General features: G+C 74.2%; 14 protein-coding genes. 10 read left to right on the forward strand and 4 right to left on the reverse strand.

All coding sequences use genetic code 11. The features are described from left to right. Nucleotides 1-53: 53 nt before the first annotated feature. Nucleotides 54-1,799, reverse strand: coding sequence for a DNA alkylation response protein (locus CCN44_RS19015; RefSeq protein ID WP_414820507.1), 1,746 nt, complete (start codon nucleotides 1,797-1,799; stop codon nucleotides 54-56). Between the two features lie 72 nt (nucleotides 1,800-1,871). On the opposite strand from CCN44_RS19015, the gene CCN44_RS19020 reads away from it, so the two are divergent. The 6 genes from CCN44_RS19020 (at nucleotide 1,872) to CCN44_RS19045 (ending at nucleotide 9,274) form a co-directional block, all read left to right on the forward strand. After that, entirely contained in the window at nucleotides 1,872-2,645 is a 774-nt protein-coding gene (locus CCN44_RS19020; RefSeq protein WP_059247885.1) for a PaaX family transcriptional regulator C-terminal domain-containing protein, read from the forward strand. A 271-nt stretch (nucleotides 2,646-2,916) separates the two neighbouring features. Further along, on the forward strand, nucleotides 2,917-3,849 hold the full coding sequence (gene sbnA / locus CCN44_RS19025) for a 2,3-diaminopropionate biosynthesis protein SbnA (RefSeq protein ID WP_189397330.1): 933 nt from the start codon (nucleotides 2,917-2,919) through the stop codon (nucleotides 3,847-3,849). Nucleotides 3,850-3,907: 58 nt separating this feature from the next. Further along, on the forward strand, nucleotides 3,908-4,909 hold the full coding sequence (sbnB, locus tag CCN44_RS19030) for a 2,3-diaminopropionate biosynthesis protein SbnB (protein ID WP_059247884.1): 1,002 nt from the start codon (nucleotides 3,908-3,910) through the stop codon (nucleotides 4,907-4,909). After that, nucleotides 4,903-6,756: an FAD/NAD(P)-binding protein gene (locus CCN44_RS19035; protein WP_086698359.1), complete on the forward strand. Its 1,854-nt coding sequence runs from the start codon at nucleotides 4,903-4,905 to the stop codon at nucleotides 6,754-6,756. Before sbnB ends, CCN44_RS19035 begins: the two co-directional genes overlap by 7 nt. After that, entirely contained in the window at nucleotides 6,753-7,955 is a 1,203-nt protein-coding gene (locus CCN44_RS19040) for a trans-sulfuration enzyme family protein (RefSeq protein ID WP_086698360.1), read from the forward strand. The genes CCN44_RS19035 and CCN44_RS19040 overlap by 4 nt, the downstream gene beginning before the upstream one ends. After that, nucleotides 7,952-9,274 carry a benzoate/H(+) symporter BenE family transporter gene (locus CCN44_RS19045; protein ID WP_086698361.1) on the forward strand — a complete coding sequence of 441 codons (1,323 nt, stop codon included), beginning with the start codon at nucleotides 7,952-7,954 and terminating at the stop codon, nucleotides 9,272-9,274. The genes CCN44_RS19040 and CCN44_RS19045 overlap by 4 nt, the downstream gene beginning before the upstream one ends. Nucleotides 9,275-9,332: 58 nt before the next feature. On the opposite strand, the gene CCN44_RS19050 is transcribed toward CCN44_RS19045, so the two are convergent. Next, nucleotides 9,333-10,121: a pectate lyase gene (locus CCN44_RS19050; protein WP_086698362.1), complete on the reverse strand. Its 789-nt coding sequence runs from the start codon at nucleotides 10,119-10,121 to the stop codon at nucleotides 9,333-9,335. A gap of 28 nt (nucleotides 10,122-10,149) precedes the next feature. Then, nucleotides 10,150-11,106 (reverse strand): pectate lyase family protein, encoded by a 957-nt coding sequence (locus CCN44_RS19055; protein ID WP_086698363.1) that lies wholly within the window; start codon nucleotides 11,104-11,106, stop codon nucleotides 10,150-10,152. A gap of 317 nt (nucleotides 11,107-11,423) precedes the next feature. Between CCN44_RS19055 and CCN44_RS19060 the strand changes: the two genes are divergently transcribed. The 4 genes from CCN44_RS19060 (at nucleotide 11,424) to CCN44_RS19075 (ending at nucleotide 19,430) form a co-directional block, all read left to right on the forward strand. After that, complete coding sequence (locus CCN44_RS19060) at nucleotides 11,424-12,737, forward strand: extracellular catalytic domain type 1 short-chain-length polyhydroxyalkanoate depolymerase (protein WP_272935146.1); 1,314 nt, start codon at nucleotides 11,424-11,426, stop codon at nucleotides 12,735-12,737. 399 nt (nucleotides 12,738-13,136) lie between these two features. After that, nucleotides 13,137-14,462 (forward strand): SGNH/GDSL hydrolase family protein, encoded by a 1,326-nt coding sequence (locus tag CCN44_RS19065; RefSeq protein ID WP_086698365.1) that lies wholly within the window; start codon nucleotides 13,137-13,139, stop codon nucleotides 14,460-14,462. Between the two features lie 143 nt (nucleotides 14,463-14,605). Next, complete coding sequence (locus CCN44_RS19070) at nucleotides 14,606-15,124, forward strand: lipase chaperone (protein ID WP_059247877.1); 519 nt, start codon at nucleotides 14,606-14,608, stop codon at nucleotides 15,122-15,124. A gap of 10 nt (nucleotides 15,125-15,134) precedes the next feature. Beyond that, entirely contained in the window at nucleotides 15,135-19,430 is a 4,296-nt protein-coding gene (locus CCN44_RS19075; protein WP_086698366.1) for a cation-translocating P-type ATPase, read from the forward strand. Nucleotides 19,431-20,471: 1,041 nt separating this feature from the next. Here the strand turns inward: CCN44_RS19075 and CCN44_RS19080 are convergent. Then, complete coding sequence (locus tag CCN44_RS19080) at nucleotides 20,472-21,551, reverse strand: NADH:flavin oxidoreductase/NADH oxidase (RefSeq protein WP_086698367.1); 1,080 nt, start codon at nucleotides 21,549-21,551, stop codon at nucleotides 20,472-20,474. Nucleotides 21,552-21,594: the final 43 nt, after the last annotated feature.

Here is a 21,594-nt window from a genome sequence, read left to right on the forward strand (position 1 = left end):
GTCGGCGCTGACCGGCCACGGAGCGCCGTGACCGATCAGCGCGCGCAGAGGGCTCAGTTCCGGCCGGGCAGGGCGCGCTCCAGGACGGCGTCCAGGTCGGTTCCGGCGGGCAGGGTGCCGAACGCGTGACCCCAGTCGCCGCCCAGCCGGGTCGCGCAGAAGGCGTCCGCGACCGGGTGCGGAGCGTGCCGGACGAGCAGGGAGGCCTGGAGCGCGAGCGCCATCCGCTCGACCAGCCGGCGGGCACCGACCTGATCGGTTTCGGCCAATTGGTCCTTGAGTGCGGCCACGGCCGTGTCGAGGCGGGCGTCCGCCCCGCGCGCGAGGGCGAATTCGGAGAAGAGGGCGTCGGCGCTGTCCGGTTCGCGGCCGAGGGCGCGCAGCACGTCGAGCGCGTTGACGTTCCCGGAGCCCTCCCAGATCGACAGCAGCGGCGCCTCCCGGTAGTGCCGGGGCATGCCGGAGTCCTCGACGTACCCGTTGCCGCCCAGGCACTCCAGGGCCTCGGCGGTGAAGGCCGGGCCCCGCTTGGTGACCCAGTACTTGCCGACGGCGGTGGCGATGCGCCGGAAGGCCCGCTCCCCGGCGTCCCCGCGCACCGCGCGGTCGGCCGCACCGGCCAGCCGCAGCGTCAGCGTCGTCGCCGCCTCCGACTCCAGCGCGAGATCGGCCAGGACGTTGCGCATCAGCGGCTGGTCGATCAGCCGGGCCCCGAACGCGCTGCGGTGCCGGACGTGGTGCCCCGCCTCGACCAGCGTCTTGCGCATCAGGGTCGCCGAGGACATCACACAGTCCAGGCGGGTGCAGTTGACCATCTCGATGATGGTCTTCACGCCCCGTCCCTCCGGCCCCACCAGCCAGGCCACGGTCCGGTCGAACTCCGGCTCCGAGGAGGCGTTGGACCGGTTGCCCAGCTTGTCCTTCAGCCGCTGGATGCGGAAGGTGTTGCGGCTGCCGTCCGGCAGGACGCGCGGCACCAGGAAGCAGGACAGTCCGCCCGGGGCCTGCGCGAGCACCAGGAAGACGTCGCACATGGGCGCCGAGGTGAACCACTTGTGCCCGCGCAGCGTGTACACGCCCGGCTCGCCGGTGGGCGTGGCGGTGGTGGTGTTCGTCCGGACGTCGGAGCCGCCCTGCTTCTCGGTCATGCCCATCCCGGCGAGCAGCCCGGGCTTCTCGGTCGGGACGCGCAGCTCGGGGTCGTACTCCCGGCTGGTGAGCAGCGGCTCGTACACCTTGGCGAGATCCGGTTGTGCGCGCAGGGCGGGTACGGCGGCGTACGTCATCGACGTGGGGCAGCCGTGTCCCGCCTCCGTGTGCCCCCACACCAGGCCGCCCGCGGTCCGGGCGACGTGCGCGCCCGGCCGGTCGTCGGCCCAGGGTGCGCCCGCCAGCCCCTCGGCGACCGCCGTCCGCATCAGGTGGTGCCAGCTGGGATGGAACTCCACTTCGTCGACGCGGTGGCCGTAGCGGTCGTGGGTGCGCAGCACCGGCTCGTGCCGGTTCGCCAGCTCGCCCCACTCCTGCGCCTCCGCGCTGCCGGCGCTCGCCCCCAGCCGCCGGATGTCGTCCTCGGCCCACCCGGCACCCTCCCGGCGCAGCCCCTCCAGCAGGGCCGGGTCGGCGGACGCGTCGTACGGGGCCAGCGGCGGAGCCTGATTGGTGACGTCGTGCGTGGCGTACGGCAGCGCGGACAGCGGCTGGGACGGCGACGGCGGCTCGGACGGCGACTGGGGCTGCGACTGCGACTGGGGCGACGGCTGCGGCTGCGACTGCGACTGCGCGGGAATCGAGACCATACGCGCCATGTTGCACTCTTCCTGCGGTCGTAGCAATGTTGCAACAACAGCGCGCACGTACAGTACGGGGCCATGCGCATGAACGTCTCAGCGGAGCCGGACCCGGCCGGTCTGCGGCCGCTGTCCGCCCGGTCGGTCGTGCTGAGTCTGCTGCTCGGCGCGCATCCGCCGGAGCTGCCGGTCAAGGACCTGGTCCGGCTCGTGGAGCCGTTCGGGATCGGGGGCTCCACCCTGCGGGCCGCGCTGAGCCGGATGGTCGCCGCCGGTGACCTGCGGCGCACGGACGCCGTCTACCGGCTCAGCGACCGGCTGCTGGCCCGGCAGTGCCGCCAGGACGAGGCCGTGCACCCCCGCACGCGCGCGTGGGACGGCGACTGGGAGATGCTGGTGATCACGGCGACCGGCCGCGGCCCCGCCGAACGCGCCGAGCTGCGCACCCGGCTGACCGCCCTGCGCCTGGCCGAACTCCGCGAGGGCGTGTGGCTGCGTCCGGCCAACCTCGACCGCCCCCTGCCCGCCGGTCTGCACCAAGTGGCCCTCACGTACACCGCGCGCCCCGACGAGCCCCCGCGCGCCCTGGCCGCCCGGCTCTGGCCGCTCGCGGAGTGGGCGGCCACCGCCCGCTCCCTGCTCGCCCGCGCGACCCGCGCCGACCATCCGGCCGACCGGTTCACCGCCTACGCTGCGGCCGTCCGTCACCTGCTCACCGACCCCGTCCTGCCCTCCGAACTGCTGCCCGCCGACTGGCCGGGGGAGACGCTGCGGACGGCGTACGCCGGCTATCGGCAGGAGTTGGGCGCGGCGCTCGGCGTGCGAGAAGAGGAGTATTCGAACCGCGCGGAATGATTCATTCATAGGGGCCAACACCCGTTGCGCACAGCGGGGTTGGCAAGAATTTCCTTGTCATATCAGCCGCTGCATGCCAGAGTGGCGTCATCGCGACGAATGACTGGGGGATACAGCGATACACGGGGGACGGGGGAAAGAAGTCCCTTCTGCGTAGCGTGCGCCGACTGTTGCGCACCGACCGACAAGCCCGATGGGCACCACCTGCTCCGGCGTTGACCGCGCCGCGCGTGCCCAGTTCTAGGTTTGGATTCTGGTGATAGCGGAAGAAGTGTACGACCTTGTGCTGGACGACTTGTTCGTCCAGCTCCATCAACTGGTTCCGGGAAGCTCTGTCTTCCTCAAGATCGAGGGCCTCAATCCCGCGGGCTCGGTGAAGCTCAAGACCGCGGTGGCCCTGGTAGAAGAAGCCGAGGCGTCCGGGTGTCGCTTTCCGCGGACCCGGCTCATCGAATCGACCTCGGGAAACCTGGGAGTCGCCCTGGCGATGGTCTGCGCCGCCAAGGGCTATTCCCTCACCTGTGTCACCGACCCCAACGCCAACCCGCAGACGGTCCGTCTGATGGAGGCCCTCGGCGCCGAGGTCGTGGTGATCACCGCCAGGGACGGCAACGGCGGCTATCTGCAGTCCCGCATCGACTACATCCAGGAGCGCCAGGGCCGGGAGCCCGACCTGTACTGGCTCAACCAGTACGCCAGTCCGGCGGGTCCGCGGGCCCACCGGCAGCGAACGGGGCGGTCCATCTTCGAGCAACTGGGCCGGGTGGACTACGTGTTCGTCGGCGCCGGCACCACGGGGACGCTCATGGGGTGCGCGCAGTTCTTCCGCCGCCACAGCCCGGGGACCCGGATCATCGCCGTCGACAGCGTGGGGTCGGTGACTTTCGGGGGACCGCCCGCCCGCCGGCACATTCCCGGTCTCGGTACCAGCAGGCGGCCGGAAATACTCACCGAGGCCATGATCGACGAAGTGGTGCTGGTATCCGAGACCGAAGCCGTGGACATGTGCCGTGCCCTCGCCAGGGAACGCGGGCTGCTGCTCGGCGGCTCCACGGGAACGGTGCTCAGCGCGGTGCAGAACACGGCCAAGAAGATTCCGGACGGCAGCGTCGTCGTAGCGATCTCACCGGACTTCGGGGACCGGTATCTGGACACCGTCTACAACGATTCATGGGTGGCCGAGCGCTGGCCCGGACACCTCTGAAAGACCATCACACAGAAAACAACGCCCGGGCGACAGCCCGAGCCGGGGGAAAAGCAAAGTGTTCAATTTTGAAATAGTCGCCGGCGGTACCGTGCGCGATGTGCTGCGCAGCCGGCGTCGCGAAGTCCTGGACCTGGTGGGCCGCACCTATCGCATTCACGAGGCCGGCCAGACCGTCAATCCCGACAGCTACTTCCTGCGCTTCCCGGAGAAGCCGGATTCCCGCATCATCGCCCTGCCCGCCTTCCTCGGCCCCGAGTCCGGTGTCGCCGGCATCAAGTGGATCGCGAGCTTCCCGAAGAACACCGAGTCGGGCACACCCCGCGCCTCCGCGGTGCTCGTCCTCAACGACTACGCGACCGGCTACCCCGTGGCCTGCCTGGAAGCCGCCGCCATCAGCTCCGCCCGCACCGCCGCCTCCGCGGCCGTGGCCGCCCGCGCGCTGCGCCCCGAGGGACACCAGGGCAGGACGATCGCGGTCGTGGGCGCCGGGGTCATCGCCCGCAACATCGGCGACTACCTGCACGCCGCGGACTGCGTCCCCGCGGCCTACCTCGTCCACGACCTGCACGAGCCCTCCGGCCAGGCCCTGGCCGAGCACCTGCGCACCACCCAGCAGGTGCCCGCCACCTTCACCACCGACCTCGCCGAGGCCCTCGCCGCCGACACCGTCGTGTTCGCGACCACGGCGCTCGAGCCGTACGTCACCACGCCGTTCAAGCCCGGCCAGCTCGTGCTGCACATCTCGCTGCGCGACCTGGCCCCCGAGGTGGTGCTGGACGCCCAGAACATCCTGGACGACGTCGACCACTGCCTGAAGGCCGACACCTCGCCGCACCTCGCCGAACAGGCCACCGGCTCGCGCGACTTCGTCACCGGGACGCTCGCCGGCGTACTGAACGGCGACGTCACGCTCGACGCCGCACGCCCGGTGATCTTCTCCCCGTTCGGCCTCGGCGTGCTGGACCTCGCGGTCGGCGCCTTCGTCCTGGAACAGGCGCGCAGCGACGGCACGGCCATCGAGATCCCCGACTTCTTCGGGGAGACACGCCGATGGTGACTCCGATACGACCGTCCGTGGCGATCATCGGCGTAGGCTCCCGGGGCCTCGGGCTCCTGGAACGCCTGGTCGCCCACTGCCTCACCCGGCCCGCGCCGGTCACCGTGCACCTGGTGGACCCGCAGCCCCTCGGCCCCGGCTTCCACCTCGCCGGCCAGCCCGACCACCTGCTGCTGAACACCGTCTGCTCCCAGCTGACGGCGTTCGCGGACGAGCAGATGGTCGAGGGCCCCGCACCACTGTCCGGACCCTCGCTCGCCGAGTGGTGCCAGGAGCGGGACCTGCGCCTCGCGGACGACGGCTACACCGTCCGCGCGGGCGAGGGGCACCCGATCCGCCCCAACGACTTCCTGCCCCGCAGGCTGCTCAGCGAGTACCTCGCCTGGGCCGCCGAGGAGATCATCGCGTCCGCACCCGACTGCCTGACGATCGTCCGGCACCGGTGCGAGGCGGTGGACGTGCGGCCGGGGCCGGCGGGCGCGGAAACGGTGGAACTCGCCGACGGCACCCTGGTCGACGCCGACGCCGTGTTCGTCACCGTCGGCCACCACTCCCTGTACCGTCCGGCCGAACCCGCCGCCGAGCCGCGGCTGATCACCCGCCCGTACCCGCTGCCCGAGGCGCTCGACGGCATCGCGCCGGGCGAACGCGTGGCCGTCCTCGGCATGGGCCTGACCGCCATGGACGTCATCGCGAGCCTGACCCTGGGCCGCGGCGGCCGGCACGAACCGCACCCGGCGGGGCTGCGCTACGTACCGAGCGGACGGGAACCCAGGATCGTCCTGGCCAACCGCTCGGGCCTGCCCTCCCGCAGCCGGCCCCACCTCGCCCCCGGCCGGGTGCGGTGCGCACCGCTCGCGCTGACCACCGATGCGGTCGCGCGACGGCGCCGCCGGCGCCCCGACGGCCGCCTGCGCTTCGGCGCGGACGTGCTGCCGCTGATCGAGGCGGAGATGGACCTCGCCTACTACCGCACCCTGCGAGCCCGCGCCTGCGGCGACGCGGCGACCGCGGGCCGCGAGTTCGCCGACCGCGCCCGGGAGGCCGGGTACGAGGCGCTGCTGGAGGAGTGCCGCGCCCGCTGGGGGCCCACCCCCCTGGGCGGCATCCTCTCCCCGGACACGGCCGGGCGGCAGTGGGCGGACCACGACGCCTACGCCCGCTGGTTCACCGGCGAGGTGGCGGCCGACCTGGGGGAGGCCCGGGCCGGACTCGGCGTCAGCCCCCTGAAGGAGGCACTGGAGGTCCTGCGCGACCACCGGGACGTGCTGCGGACGGTGGTGGACGCCCCCGGCCTCGACCAGGCGTCCCTGGCCGGGTTCTTCGGCGACTTCACCGCCACCGTCAACCGGCTGGTCATCGGCCCGCAGCTGGACCGCTCGGCCGAACTGCTGGCCCTCGTCGAGGCGGGCGTCGTCCGGCTCGGTCCCGGCCCGCGGCCCAAGGTCGTCGCCCCGGCGGGGCAGGGCCCCTGGGTCCTGGAGTCCACCGCCCTGCTGCGGCCCGCGTCCACCGAGGTCGACCACGTGGTGCACGCCCACGTCCGCGAGCCCGCCCCCGACCGCGTGCCCGGCTCCCTGCTCGGCACGCTCGTGGGCGCCGGCCGGGTCCGCACCCTCGGCTCCCGCGGCGGCCCCGCGCACGGCCTGGCGGTCACCCGCGCCGGCCAGGGCGTCGACCGCGCCGGCCGGACCCAGCCGCGGCTGTTCTTCCTGGGCCCGCACACCGAGGGCTCCAGCTACTACAACCACTACGTCCCCTCTCCGGGCATGCCGTCCCGCGCACTGATGGACGCGGAACTCGCCCTGAGCACCTCCCTGCCGTCCGTGATCACGAGGAAGCGATGACCAACAGCGAGAAGTTCACGCCCTGGACAACGGACTACCGGCCCGAGACCCGGGCCGCGCAGGGCGACGGCTGGCGCGATCCGGCGACCGGAGCCGTACCGCCGCCCGTCACCCTCGCCGCGACGTTCGCGAGGGACGGCGAGTACCGGCTGCCCGGCGGCCTGGCGTACCTGCGGGACCAGGGCAGTCCCGGCTACGAGCAGGTGCAGGACGTGGTCGCCGGCCTGGAGGGCGGCAGCGAGGCCCTGGTGTTCTCCTCCGGCATGGCGGCGGCCACCGCGGTCTTCCAGGTGCTGCCCGGCGGCTCCCGGGTCGTCGTGCCGCAGACCATGTACTTCGGGCTGACCAAGTGGCTGACGGAGTTCGGGCCGGCGCGCGGCCTGGAGGTCGTCCAGGTGCCCATGGACGACCTGGACGCCGTGTCCGCGGCCGTCTCCGCCGCCCCCACCGCGCTGGTGTGGGTGGAGAGCCCGGCCAACCCCACCTGGACGGTCACCGACGTCGCGGCGGTCGGCGAGATCGCCCACCGCGCCGGCGCGCTCTTCGGCGTCGACAACACCGTGCCCACCCCGGTGCACAGCCGCCCGTTCGACCTCGGCGCCGACCTGATCATGCACTCGGGCACCAAGTACCTCAACGGGCACACCGACGTCGTCGCCGGCTTCCTCGTGCTGGCCCCGGAGCGCACCGAGGACCGCGAGCGGATCTGGGAGCGGCTGCGGCTGCACCGCAGGCTGACCGGCCCGCTGCTCGGCCCGCTGGAGACGTACCTGCTGATGCGCGGCATCCGCACGCTGTTCCCGCGCATGCGGCAGATATCGGCCACCGCCCTCGCCCTCGCCGAGCACTTCGCCGAGCACCCGCTGGTGACCCGGGTCGCCTATCCGGGCCTGCCCACCGACCCCGGGCACGAGGTCGCCGCCCGCCAGATGACCGGCGGATTCAGCGGCATGCTCTCCCTGCACGTCGCCGGTGACTGGCAGCGCTCGCTGCGCGTCGCCCAGAACTGCCAACTCTTCATCCGCGCCACTTCGTTGGGCGGCGTGGAAAGTCTCATCGAACACCGCTATACCTTCGAGGGGCCGGGCAGCACCGCACCGAAGGACATGGTCCGGCTCTCCATCGGTCTGGAGAGCCCGGCCGATCTCGTCGCCGATCTGGAACAGGCCCTGGAAAGGGCTGCGAAGGAAGACCGTTGAGCCCCGAGTCACCCGAGACGCACACCACCTCAGGCGCGGCCCACACCGCCGCGCCGCCCTCCTCACCCGGCCGCTCGGCACCGGAGCGGGCCGGGGGACCGGAGCCGGCCGGCGAGCCGGCTCCGGCGGGCGGGCCCCGGCTGCTGCGCGACGCGTCGCTGTCCGCCGTCCTGGCGGGCTTCGTGGCCGTCGTCGTGTCCTACTCGGGGCCGCTGGTCATCGTGCTCGCGGCGGCCTCGGCGGGGCACCTCGACACCGCGCAGACCAGCTCCTGGGTGTGGGCCATCTCCATCGGCAGCGGCCTGACCTGCATCGGCCTGAGCCTGCGCACCCGGATGCCGGTCATCACCGCATGGTCCACGCCGGGGGCGGCGCTCCTGGTCACCAGCCTCGGCGCGTACTCCTACGCCGAGGCCGTCGGGGCGTTCCTCATCACCGGCGCCGTCATCACGCTGGTCGGGCTGACCGGGGTGTTCGGGTGGCTGATGCGGCAGGTGCCGGCGGCGGTGGTCTCGGCCATGCTCGCGGGCATCCTGTTCAGCTTCGGCACCCATGTGTTCACCTCGCTGAAGACGGCACCGGTCATCGCCGGATCCGTGCTGGTGGCCTACCTTCTGGGCAAGCGGCTGCTGCCCCGGTACGCGGTGCTGATCGCTCTCGCCGTGGGCGTCCTCGGCAGCGCGGCCACCTCCCGGCTGCACGTCCACGTCGACAAGATCGAGCTGGCCCGGCCGGTGCTCACCACCCCGGCGTTCTCCGTCGCCTCGCTCGTCGGCATCGCCGTGCCGATGATCCTGGCCACCCTCGCCTCGCAGAACGCCCCCGGCATGGCGGTGCTCACGGCCTCCGGCTACCAGCCCCGGGACCGGCTGCTGATCGGCAGCACCGGACTGGTCTCCACCGCGCTCGCCCCCTTCGGGTCGCACGCGATCAACCTGGCCGCGATCACCGCCGCGATCTGCACCGGCCCGGAGTCGCACCCCGATCCCCGGCGGCGCTACGTCGCCGGCGTCTCCTGCGGCGCCTTCTACCTGCTGATCGGTGCCTTCGGCTCGACGCTGGTGGCCTTCTTCGCGGGGCTGCCGAAGGAACTGGTCGCCGCCATCGCCGGCGTCGCCCTGTTCGGGGCGCTCGCCGGGGGCCTCACCGGCGCGGTCAAGGAGGAGAAGGACCGCGAGGCCGCGCTGATCACGTTCCTGGCCACCGCGTCGGGCGTCACCCTGTTCGGCATCGGCTCCGCCTTCTGGGGGCTGGTGTTCGGCGTCGCCGCGCACCTCGTCCTGTCCGGACGGTGGCACGGGAGGGCCGCCCGGGCGTGACCGCGGGCGGGCCGCCGCCGCGGCCCGCCCCGGGGATCGTCCCCTGCTCAGCCGGGGCTCACTTGTAGGTGATGTCCGAGCTGGAGTACTTGCAGTACGTGCCGTCCGGGCCCGAGCCGTTCGTGGTCGGTTCGGCGCCGGTGTTGTTGCCGATGTACTTCTGGCAGGGAATGATCTTCTTGCCGGTGTCCCCGACAATGGTGATGTTCCTCAGGGTCGCGCTGTCGCCGTAGTTGGTGTTGATGCCGACGAGCCTGCTGCCCTTGTAGGTCGCCTCGATGCCGCTGAGGTTGATCGTCCGCTTGTACTGCGTCCTGCAGTTGCCGCACGAGCGGGCGAAGGTGCCGAAGTTCTTCACCGCGAAGCCGGAGACGTTCAGCGTGCCGGCGCCGTTGAACTGGAACACCTTGTCGCCGGCCTCCTTCGCCCCGCCGCCGCTGACGGTGTAGACGTTGGAGGACGAGGAGCCGAGGAAGGTGGCCGCGTCCTCGCCGACGTCCTCCCACCACACGTTCTGCAGCGTGCAGCTGCCCAGGCAGTGGATGCCGTCCGCGGCGGGCGAGCCGATGACGACGTTCTTGAGGACGGTGCCGGGGGCGAGTTCCAGGATGGGGCCCTGGTCCTCGTCCTGGCTGCCGCTGCCCAGGTCGCCGGTGCCGTAGAGCCGCTTCATCCCGTAGTCCTTGGTGCCGGACAGGGAGATGGTGGAGGAGACCGCCTGGCTGCCGTTGGGGGTCGGCCAGGTGGCCGCGTCCGCCGGCGCACCGGATGTCATGATCATGCCAAACGTCAGGCCGAGGGTGGCCAGGCCGCCCAGCAGCCCGCGCGAGGTTGCCGATGAGGTCATGTCCCGAATGCCTTCTTCCGAGTGGGGGTCAGATCTTCCCCGCGCCCGCGCCCGACGTCACCGAGGCGACGACGGTGGCGGCGGGCTCGGCCGTGTAGCCGTACGGCGGGGTGGTGAAGTCGCCGTTCCGCGAGATCTCGGTGGCGGCTCCACCGAGGTCGTTGCCGCGCAGGACGGCGTATCCGTCGACGTCGCTGTCCCGGCTGGTGGTGACGGCGACCTGGGTGTCGCGGAAGACGTTGTTCTCGACGAGCAGTTGCGCGCCCATGCGGGAGTGCACGGCGGTCTCCGCGCCGACGACGTAGTTGTCGTAGAAGTGCCCGGTGCCGAAACGCAGGCTCGGTATGCGGGAGTTGACGTGGTCGAACCAGTTGTGGTGGTACGTCACCCGCAGATGCCCGGTGTCCTCGCTCGCGTTGTTGTCGCTGTGGCCGACCAGCGAGCCCTTGTAGTGGTCCTTGAAGACGTTCCAGGACACCGTGACGTGGTCGGAGGCGTGGCTGATGTCGACCAGGCCGTCGTAGTAGTCCTTGCCGTGATCGCGGTCGGAGGACAGGGAGTTGTGGTCGATCCACACCTTCGTGGACGCCTGGACGGTGATGGCGTCCGTCTTGACGGCCTTGCTGATGTTCAGATTGCGCAGGACGACATTGCCGACCTTCTTCAGACGCAGTCCGCCGCCGGTGAAGCCGGAGGACGAACCCACGCCCAGCACGGTGGTGTGGGAGCCGATGTCGACCTGCCCGCTCAGTGCGATCAGGCCGTTCACCCTCACCACCTTCGCCGAACTGCCGGTCACGGCCGCCTTGAAGGCGTCCGGGGTGGAGACGGTCACCGCCGGGGCGCTGCCGCCGCCGGTCGTCCCGGCGCCGAAGCCGACCGGCGTCGCGTCGGCCGCGACGGCCGGCTGCGGCAGGGCGAGGAGGACCGCGGTCACCAGCGCGACGGCCGTCCCGGTCGTGCCGGAGAGTGCTCTCAGGGGCATCGGCTGCGTCCCTTCTGTGTGGGGGAGGGGTTATGTACGTGAATCACGTACGCCATGTGGAACGCATGTAGGAGCCCTGGTGGCCGAAGGGGCTCGCTGTCGAGCCGATCGGTCACGGTGATGAACGGGACCGTAGAGTGCAAGCGCTTTCTAGTCAACCGTTCGCGCAATGCTGTCCCGAGTCCCGAGAAGTGACGTGGGAGCGCTTCCATGGATTGCGTGTCCATGCCACGATGCCGGGTGTTCCCCGCACGATGCGCACGCAGCACGCCCCGCATGAGCCGCGATCAGAAGGGACCAGTGACGTGCCCCCCACGCTGCCCGCCACGCCGCACCGCCCGAGGGCCGGCCTCCGGCAAGCGCTTGTCGCCCTGCTGAGTGCCCTGCTGCCGCTCCTCGCGGCCCTGGCCCTCGCCGCGCCCCCGGCCTCGGCCCGGGCGCGAGCCGTCCCCACGGCCACGCTCACCGAGGTCACCGACTTCGGTCCCAACCCCAGCAACCTCCAGATGTACGTCTACGTACCGGCCAACGTCCCCGCGCACCCCGCGGTCGTGGTGGCCGTGCACTGGTGCACCGGCTCGGCCTCCGCGATGTACTCCGGCACCGAGTGGGCCCGACTCGCCGACCAGCGCGGCTTCGTGGTCGTGTATCCGTCGGTGACCCGCGCCAGCAAGTGCTTCGACGTCTCCTCCCCGCAGGCGCTCCGCCGCGGCGGCGGCAGCGACCCGGTCGGCATCCGGTCCATGGTCGACTGGACGACCCGCACCTACGCGGCCGACCCCGGCCGGATCTTCGTCACCGGCATCTCCTCCGGCGCGATGATGACCAACGTCCTGCTCGGCGACTACCCCGACGTGTTCGCCGCCGGCGCCGCCTTCTCCGGCGTCCCCTTCGGCTGCTTCGCCACCACCGACGGCTCCGAGTGGAACAGCGCCTGCTCCGGCGGCACCGTCACCCGCACCCCGCAGCAGTGGGGCGACCTGGTGCGCGCCGCCTACCCCGGCTACACCGGCCCGCGCCCGCGGATGCAGCTGTGGCACGGCACCGAGGACGACACCCTGCGCTACCCCAACTTCGGGGAGGAGATCAAGCAGTGGACGAACGTGCTCGGCGTGAGCCAGACCCCCGCCGCCACCGACACTCCCGCCGCCGGCTGGACCCGCACCCGCTACGGCGCCACCGGTGACCGGGCCCCCGTCGAGGCGATCAGCCTCCAGGGCGTCGGCCACAACCTCTACAGCTCGGGGATGGCCTCCCGGGCCCTCACCTTCTTCGGCCTCGACGGCGGCGGCACCTCACCGCAACCGCCCGCCGGACCCTGCCGGGTGACGGCAGGCGTCAGCACCTGGAGCACCGGTCTGACCGCCTCCGTGACGGTCACCAACACCGGTACGACCGCGGTCAACGGCTGGAAACTCGACTTCACCCTGCCGGCCGGCCAGACCCTCACCAACGGCTGGAACGCCACCTTCAGCGCCCGCTCCGGCGCGGTGACGGCGACCAACGCCTCGTACAACGCCACCCTCGCGCCCGGCGCGAGCGTGACCATCGGCTACCAGGCCACGCACACCGGAAACAGCGCGGCACCGGCCGCGTACAGCCTCAACGGCACCGCCTGCGCGGTCGGCTGACGACCGGGGGTGCGCGCCGGGCCGCGTCCGACCGGTCCGGCGCGCACCCCGCCGGGCCGGGCCCGCGGACACGCCCGTACCGGCCCCGCACCGCCGCCAGCCGGATCCTCGGGCACGTCCGTACCGGCCCCGCTTCCCCGCCGGGCCGGGCCCGCGGGCACACCTGTACCGGCCCGCACCCGGCCGGGCCGGGCCCCCGGGCGCACCCGTACCGGCCCCGCGCTCCCGCCGGCCCGGTCCCGCGGGCACACCTGTACCGGCCCGCACCCGGCCGGGCCGGACCCCCGGGCGCACCCGTACCGGCCCCGCGCTCCCGCCGGGCCGGGCCCGCGGACACGCCCGTACCGGCCCCGCACCCGCCCGCGCGCCCGTCTCGTCCCGTCTCCCGGAAAGGTCTCCGTGAAGCCGCCCCGCAGAACACCGTTCGCCACCCTGCTCAGCACCTGTGTCCTCGTCCTCGCCCTCGCCGTGACGGCCTCCGCGCTCACGGCGCTGGTCAGGAGGACGGCTCCGGTCACCGCCGCGGCCGACCCCGGCCGGCACTGGGTGCACACCTGGACCGGCATGCCCCAGCTGACCGAACCCGCCAACCTGCCGCCCGCGCCGTACACCGGTGCGTCGTCGGTGCTCGTGGACACCACCCTGCGGCAGACCGTACGGGTCACCGCCGGCGGTCCCCGGATCCGGCTGCGCTTCTCCAACGCGTACGGCGACACCCCGCTGCCGCTCACCGCCGTCACCGTGGCCCTGCCCCGCGACGGCAGGGCCGGGGTCAGCGCGGTCGAACCGGGGAGTCTGCGCCGGGTCACCTTCGCCGGCCGGGACGCCACGACCGTCCCGGTCGGGGCCCAGATGGTCTCCGACCCGCTGGACTTCGAGCTGCGCGCGGGATCCGAGCTGACCGTGACGGCGTACACCGCCCGCGGCCAGGCCTCACTCGCGCTCACCTCCCATCCCGGCTCGCGCACCACGTCGTATCTGGTGCACGGCGACCACACGCGCGACCCGGACCTCCCGGGCGCGACCGCCGTCGACCACTGGTACCTGCTCAGCGACGTCGAGGTGCTGGCCCCCCGCCGTGCCCGCGCGGTGGCCGTCCTCGGCGACTCCCTCACCGACGGGCGCGGCTCCACGACCAACGGCAACGACCGCTGGCCCGACCGGTTCTACGACCGCCTGCACCGCAGCCCGGCCACCTCGGACCTCGCCGTCCTCAACCAGGCGGCCGGCGGCAACCGCGTCCTCGACGACGGACTCGGCCCCAACGTCCTCGCCCGCCTCGACCGGGACGTCCTCTCCCGCAGCGCGGTCGCCTGGCTGATCCTCTTCGAGGGCGTCAACGACATCGGCACCGCCGCCGCCACGCCCGAGGCGCAGCGCGCGGTCACCGACGACCTGCTCGCCGGGTACCGGCAGATCGTCGTCCGCGCCCACGCCCAGGGCATCCGCGTCTACGGCGCGACCCTCACCCCGTTCGGCGGCAGCACCCTGTACGACGATCCGGCGGGCGAGCGGGAGGCCGCCCGGCAGCGGGTCAACGCCTGGATCCGCACCCCGGGCCACTTCGACGCGGTGATCGACTTCGACCGGGCGGTACGCGATCCCGCGGCCCCCGACCGGCTGCGATCGGCGCTGCACGCCGGGGACTGGCTGCACCTCAACCCCGAGGGGTACCGTGTTCTCGCCGCGGCCGTACCCGAGCGGCTGTTCCGGCACGCCCCGTGAAGGTCTCCGCAGGGGGTGGGTGGCGCCGGAGGGATCCGTGGAGTTCCCTGGGAACAGGTGGTGTTCCCTGAGGAAACTGGGGATGACCAGCACGATCGCGGGCACTCGGTGGGCAGGCAGGACGATCTGACCCGAGGAGAGTCATGGCTGAGCAGAAGTCGTCGTCGGTCCTCACGGCGCCCCTGCGCGGCGCGGCCTCGGTACTGCGCAGGGTGCCCGGCGCCGGAACGGTGAGCAGGGCCGCGGAGGAAACACTGGACAAGGTCGGCGCGGTCTCGCCGCGCGGCCGGCGCATGGCGGTGTACGCGGGGGCCGGTCTGCTCGGTGTCGCAGGCGTGGTGGAGTGGCCCGTGGCCGTCACCGGCGCGGCGGTGGCCTGGCTCACCCAGCCCCGTCCCGACCGGCCGGCGGAGGGCGCGCAGCCGCCCGGGACGGGTGCGCGGCAGCCCGAGCCCGCCCACGACCTGGGCACCGCGGCACTGCGGACCGGTGCCGGCGGCCCCGCCGGGTCTCCGGCGGGCGCCCAGCCGTCGGGTCGTGGTACCGGACAGCCGGAGGCGGCCAGTCCGCCCGAGGCCGCGCACGGTGTCGGGGCCGGTACGGCCAAGACGCCCTCCGGATCCCTCGGGCCGACCGCGCGGCCCGACCGCACCACGCTCTGAGGAGGTAACGGTGCTCGGTGTGCTGAGCGTGCCGTCGACCGCCGCCCGCCTGCTGCCCGCGGCACCACGCCTGCTCGCGCGAGCGGCGGCACCGGCGGTCGGACTGGCCGCCGGTGCCGCCGCCGGTACCGCCCGCGCCGGCGTGCGCGGCGCGGACGCCGCCGCGCGAGTGGCCCGGGTGGCCCGCAACGCGCTGCCCGGCGCCGGTGACCACTGGCGGGCCGGCGCCCGCGCCCACCTGGCGGTGCGGCCCCTGGAGCAGGAACACGCCCGCCGCGCGGGCGGCACCGGCCATCTGGCGCGCCGGATGGCCGAGGCCCTGGCGGACCACCCCGACGTCGTCCTCGCCTACTGGGACCAGGGACTCGCCCGCCTGGTGGTGACCGCCACGGGCGAGGAGGCCGCCGAGCGGGTCATGGACCACGCGGCCGGCCTCGCCGAGCGGCACGGCCTCGTCCTGGCGGCCGGAGACGTGGAGGAGGTCACCCATCCGGCCGACCCGACCGGGGTGCGTGCCGCCGTGGCCACGCTCGCCGCCGACGGCGTCGGGATCGCCGCCGCCTTCACCGCCTACGCGCTGCGGCTGCCGCCCACCCCCCGGATGGTGACCGCGGTCGTGACCCTGCTGCGGGAGAACCCGCGCTTCCGCGCCTGGCTGCGCGGGCGCATCGGCGACACCCGCATGGACCTCGTACTGGCCTGCGCCAACGCCGCCGTGCACGGTGCCGGCCAGACCCCCACCTCCCTCGTGCTCGACGGTGCCCTGCGGGCCTGCCAGGTGGCCGAGACGGTGGCCCGTTCGGCCGCCTTCGAATCCGTGCACGACCGGCTGTGCGCGCCCGACCGGGTCAGCCTCGCCCCCGTACCGGACGGCCCGCCGCGCCCGCCGCTGCGCGTCTCCCCGGCCCAGGAGTACGCGGCCCACGCCTCCGCCGGCAGCGTGCTGGGCGCCGCGGCCACCCTGCTCGTCAAGCACGATGCCGGCGAGGCGGCGGAGGCCGTGCTGGCCGGCTCCCCGAAGGCCGCCCGCTACGGCCCCGCCGCCTTCCACGCCCTGCTGAGCGCCGCCCTGGCCCGCACCGGCGTCCTGGTCCGCGACCCGGAACGGCTGCGCGAACTGGAGATGGCCGGCACGGTCGTCCTGCACCCGAGCGCCCTGCGCACCGCGGACGGCGAGCCCGACCCGTGGACCGAGCCGGTGCTGGACGCGGCCCGCCGGGCCCGGCTCCGGGTCGTCGTCGTGGACGATCCGGCCCTGGAGGACTTCACCGGTCTCGCCGACCAGGTCGTCGACGCCCGCCGGCCGCTGGACGACGTCGTGTACGAGGCGCGCGGCGACGAGGGCGCCGTGCTGGTGGTCGCCCGGGTGCGCACCGCCGGCGAGCACGACGTCCTGAGCGCCCTGCGCGCCGCCGACGTCGCGATCGCCCTGCCCGACCGGGACGGAGCGGTGGTGTGGGGCGCGGACATCCTCGCCCTGCACGGCCTGCCCGACGTGTGGCGGGTGCTGACCGCGATCCCGGCCGCCCGCCGGGTCGGCCGCCGGGCCCAGACCCTGGCCCGCTCCGGCGCCGCGCTGTCCGGGCTGCTCGTCGCCATCGGCGAGTCCGGCGGCGGAGGCGGCCGGTGGGCCGTGCTGCCGGGGTTCCGGCACGCGCCCGTCGACATCGCCGCCGCGACGGCGCTGCTGTCCGGGGCGCGGGCCGCGCTGGGCGTGGCGACGGCCCGCGCCCCGCACCCGCGTCCCCGGGTGCACTGGCACGAGCTGGACCCCGACGAGGCCCGGGACCGGCTGGAGCAAGAACCGGCCGCCGAGGCGGGGCCGTTCGAGGCGCTGAGCGTGCGGATGCGCAAGGCCGTCGAAGGCGTCGCCGCACACCCGGCCGCCGCGCCGGCCCGCTGGTCCTACCGGCTCGGCCGGGCCGTCCGGGGCGAACTCCAGGACCCGCTCACCCCGGTCCTCGCCGTCGGTTCGGCGGCGTCGGCGATCCTCGGCTCCGTCATGGACGCGCTGCTCGTCGTCGGCGCCCTCGACCTGAACGCCCTGGTCGGCGGTGTCCAGCGGCTGCGGGCCGAGCGGGCGCTGTCGGGGCTGGTCGCGGAACAGAAGCAGAAGGCGCGCCTGGTGCCGCCGGAGCCCGAGGCGCCGGCCGGCGGCGCCCGCACCGTGGAAGCGGGCCGGCTCCGGCCGGGCGACGTGATCCAGCTCCAGGCCGACGACGTGGTGCCCGCCGACGCCCGGCTGCTGTGGCAGGAGGGCCTGGAGGTGGACGAGTCGGCCCTGACCGGCGAGTCGCTGCCGGTGGAGAAGCAGACGGACGCCACCCCGCACGCCGCGGTGGCCGACCGGCGCTGCATGGTCTTCGAGGGGACGACCGTGGTGGCGGGGGAGGCGCGGGCCGTCGTGGTCGACACCGGAGACAGCACCGAGGCCGCCCGCGCCGTGCACCTCGCCGCCCGCACGCCCCCCGCCGGCGGCGTCCAGGCCAGGCTCCAGGAACTCACCCGCAAGGCGCTGCCGCTGACCCTGGCCGGCGGCGCCGCGGTCACCGGTCTTGCGCTGCTGCGCGGCACCCCGATCCGCGAAGCGGTCAGCGGCGGGGTGGCGGTGGGCGTGGCGGCCGTACCGGAAGGGCTGCCGCTGGTGGCCACGGTCGCGCAGCTGGCCGCCGCCCGGCGGCTGAGCCGGGGCGGAGTCCTGGTCCGCACCCCGCGCACGCTGGAGGCGCTGGGCCGGATGGACACCATCTGCTTCGACAAGACCGGCACGCTCACCGAGAACCGGCTGCGGCTGGTGCGCACCTCCGACGCCGACGGCACGGTCCACGCCGTGGACGACGCCGGCTCCGAGGGCACCGTGCGGGCCGCCGCGCGGGCCTGCCCGCAGCTGAACGGCGGCTCCGACCGGCCGGTGCACGCCACCGACGAGGCCGTGCTCGCCGCGGCGGGCCCCGACCCGGACTGGACCCAGCTCGCCGAGCTGCCCTTCGAGGCCGCGCGCGGGTACGCCGCCGCCGTCGGCCGCACCGGGGACGAGCCGCCCGTGCTGGTGGTCAAGGGCGCCCCCGAGACCGTCCTGCCCGCCTGCTCCGGGCTGCCGGCGCACGCCGCCGAGTCCGCGCAGGCGCTGGCCGGGGACGGCCTGCGGGTGCTGGCGGTGGCCGAACGCCGGCTCGACGCGGCCGAGCAGGAGTCGGACGTCCTCGAACAACCGCTGGCGGACCTGGAGTTCACCGGCCTGCTGGCACTGTCCGACGTGCCGCGCGAGACGTCCACGGCCTTGGTGCAGGGGCTGAACGGGGCGGGCGTACGACCGGTCATGCTCACCGGCGACCATCCGCAGACCGCGCGCGCCATCGCCGCCGACCTGGGCTGGCCCGAGGACACCGTGGTGGTCACCGGCGACGAGCTGGCCGCGGCCGACCGCTCGGCCCGGGCCCGGATGCTGCGCGACGCGGGCGTGGTGGCCCGGGTGGCGCCCGAGCAGAAGCTCCAGGTCGTGGAGGCGCTGCGGGACGCCGGCCGGGTGGTCGGCATGGTCGGCGACGGCGCCAACGACGCCGCGGCCATCCGGGCAGCGGACATCGGCGTCGGGATCAACGCGCGCGGCTCGGCCGCCGCGCGCAACGCCGCGGACATCGTGCTGACCGACGACGACCTGACGGTGCTGATCGACGCCGTCGGCGAGGGCCGCGCCCTGTGGCACAGCGTGGCCGACGCGATCGCCATCCTGATCGGCGGCAACGCGGGCGAGGTCGGGTTCGGTCTGCTCGGCACACTGCTGTCCGGGCGGGCGCCGCTGTCCACCCGGCAGATGCTCATGGTGAACCTCTTCACCGACCTGTTCCCGTCGATGGCGGTGGCGGTCACGGAGAAGGAGGAGGAGGCGGACCTGGCGCACGTGGAGGAGGCGGCCCGAGTGCTGGGCGAGCCCCTGCTGCGGCAGATCAGGCACCGGGCCCTGACGACCTGCCTGGGCGCGCTCACGGCCTGGCTGATCGGCCGCTTCACCCCGGGCACCGCCCGCCGCTCCAGCACCATGGCGCTGTGCGGGGTGGTCGGCACCCAGCTCGTGCAGACCCTGCTCGACCGGCGCGACAGCCGCCTGGTGCAGGTCACCTCGCTGGGTTCCGCGCTGGCCCTCGTGGCCGTGGTGCAGACCCCGGGCATCAGCCGCGCGTTCGGCTGCACCCCGCTCGGCCCGGTCGCCTGGGCCGGCGTCGTGGTCGCGATCGCGCTGGCCCTGGCGGGACAGCGGACCCTGCCCCAACTGGAACGGACCGTCGCCCGCCTGCTGCCGAGCTGACCGACGACACCGCCGCCCGCCGCCGCGCCCGGCGCCCGCCGCCTGGTACGAGGCGCGTGGCCGGGCCCGGCGGCGGGGCCGCACGGCTCGGACAGCTGGACGGCGGGTGACCGGGCGGGGCGGAACCGACCGGCGGACCGCCCGGGGCCGACCCCCGGCTGCGTTGACCGGTGGGGGCCGGTCCGGGCCCGACTGACCAGCAGCAACGGACCCGGCCCAACTGACCGGCAGCAACGGGCCCCGGGTTCAACCGACGGGGCCTCGGTCAGGTGTTCCAGCAGCGCGAGCGAAGGGGCGTGGGCGGCGACGACGATCGCGCGGGCGGTCTCGGCCGCGCGCCGGAAGAGCGTGCCGACCAGCTCGGTGTCCCCGGCCCAGAGCCGGCCCCGCAGGTCGGGCAGGCGGCCTGCTGTCCCGCTGCAACTGCCGGAGGGCTGCCGTCCGGGCTGAACCGGCGGGCGGGTGGCCGGCTCGGCTGCGACTGACCGGGAGGCGTCCGTCCGGCTCAACCGGCCGGTGGGCGGCCGGTCACGGTTGAACCGGCGGGCGGCTGTCCGGGCTCAATCGGCGGGCGAGCGGCCACGGCTGAACCGGAGGGTGAGCGGTCACGGCTGAACCGGAGGGCGGCCGGTCACGGTTGAACCGGCGGGCGGCTGTCCGCGCTCAATCGGCGGGCGAGCGGCCACGGCTGAACCGGAGGGCGGGCGGCCACGGCTGAACCGGCGGGCGGGCGGCCACGGCTGAACCGGAGGGCGGGCGGCCACGGCTGAACCGGCGGGCGGGCGGTCGGTCCGCATGCGTCGGACCGGTGGGCGGCCGTCCGGGCTCACCCGACCAGCAGGCGGCCGACCGGGGCCCAGCCCCTCGTCGGCGGCCCGACCGGCAGGCGGCCGACCGGGGCCCGGCCCCTCGTCGGCGGCCGGGCCAGGCTGAGTCGGCCGGTGGGCGGCCGGTGGGCGGCCGGACTGGGGCTCGGGCGGTGTGCCCGGGCGGGCCGCCCAGGCGCGGTGCCCGAGGGGCGGGCTGAGCCCCCGGTCGGGATCAGACCGAGCGGTGGTACTGGTCCGGCACCCGGACCTCCGCGCCCAGTTCGCGGGCGGCGTGCCGGGCCCAGGACGGGTTGCGCAGCAGCTCGCGGCCGAGCAGCACCACGTCGGCCTCGCCGTTCTCCAGGATCTTCTGGGCCTGCCCGGCCTCGGTGATCAGCCCCACGGCGCCGACCGGCAGCGGGGTCTCGGTCTTCACCCGGGCGGCGAACGGGACCTGGTAGCCCGGCCCGGTCGGGATGGTCACGCCGGAGGCGTTGCCGCCGGTGGAGACGTCGAGCAGGTCGACGCCGTGGGCGTGCAGGTCGCCGGCGAAGCGGACCGTGTCCTCCGCGGTCCAGCCGCCGTCCTGGAGCCAGTCGGTGGCCGAGATCCGGAAGAACACCGGCTTGTCCGCGGGCCACACCTCCCGTACGGCGTCCACGACTTCGAGGGCGAACCGGGTGCGGTTCTCGTAGGAGCCGCCGTAGGCGTCGGTGCGGTGGTTGGAGTGCGGGGAGAGGAACTCGTTGATCAGGTAGCCGTGGGCGCCGTGGACCTCGACGGCCTCGAAGCCCGCGGCGAGCGCCCGGCGCGCGGCGGCGGCGAACTGGCCGACGATCTCGCCGATCTCCTCGACGGTCAGCTCGGTCGGCACCGGGTGGCGCTCGTCGAACGCCAGCGCGCTCGGGGCGAGCGGCTGCCAGCCGTGCGCCTCCGGTCCGACCGGCGCGCCACCCTTCCACGGCTGGTCGGTGGAGGCCTTGCGGCCACCGTGGGCGAGCTGGATCGCCGGCACGGTGCCCTGCGCGGCGAGGAAGCGGGTGATCCGGCGGAAGGCTTCCACCTGCGTGTCGTTCCACAGGCCGAGGTCGTACGGGGAGATCCGGCCCTCGGGCGAGACCGCGGTGGCCTCCACCACGATCAGGCCGGTGCCCCCGGTGGCCCGGGCCGCGTAGTGCGCGAAGTGCCAGTCGTGCGGGGCGCCTGCGAGCGGGCCCTCCGGCTCGGCCGAGTACTGGCACATCGGGGCCATCCACACCCGGTTCGGGATGGTCACTTCACGCAGGGTGATGGGCTCGAAGAGCGCGCTCACGACGGAACTCCATTCGTCACGGACCGCTGATGCCTTCGTACGA

Source organism: Streptomyces tricolor, assembly GCF_002155905.1.
Lineage (GTDB): Bacteria > Actinomycetota > Actinomycetes > Streptomycetales > Streptomycetaceae > Streptomyces > Streptomyces tricolor.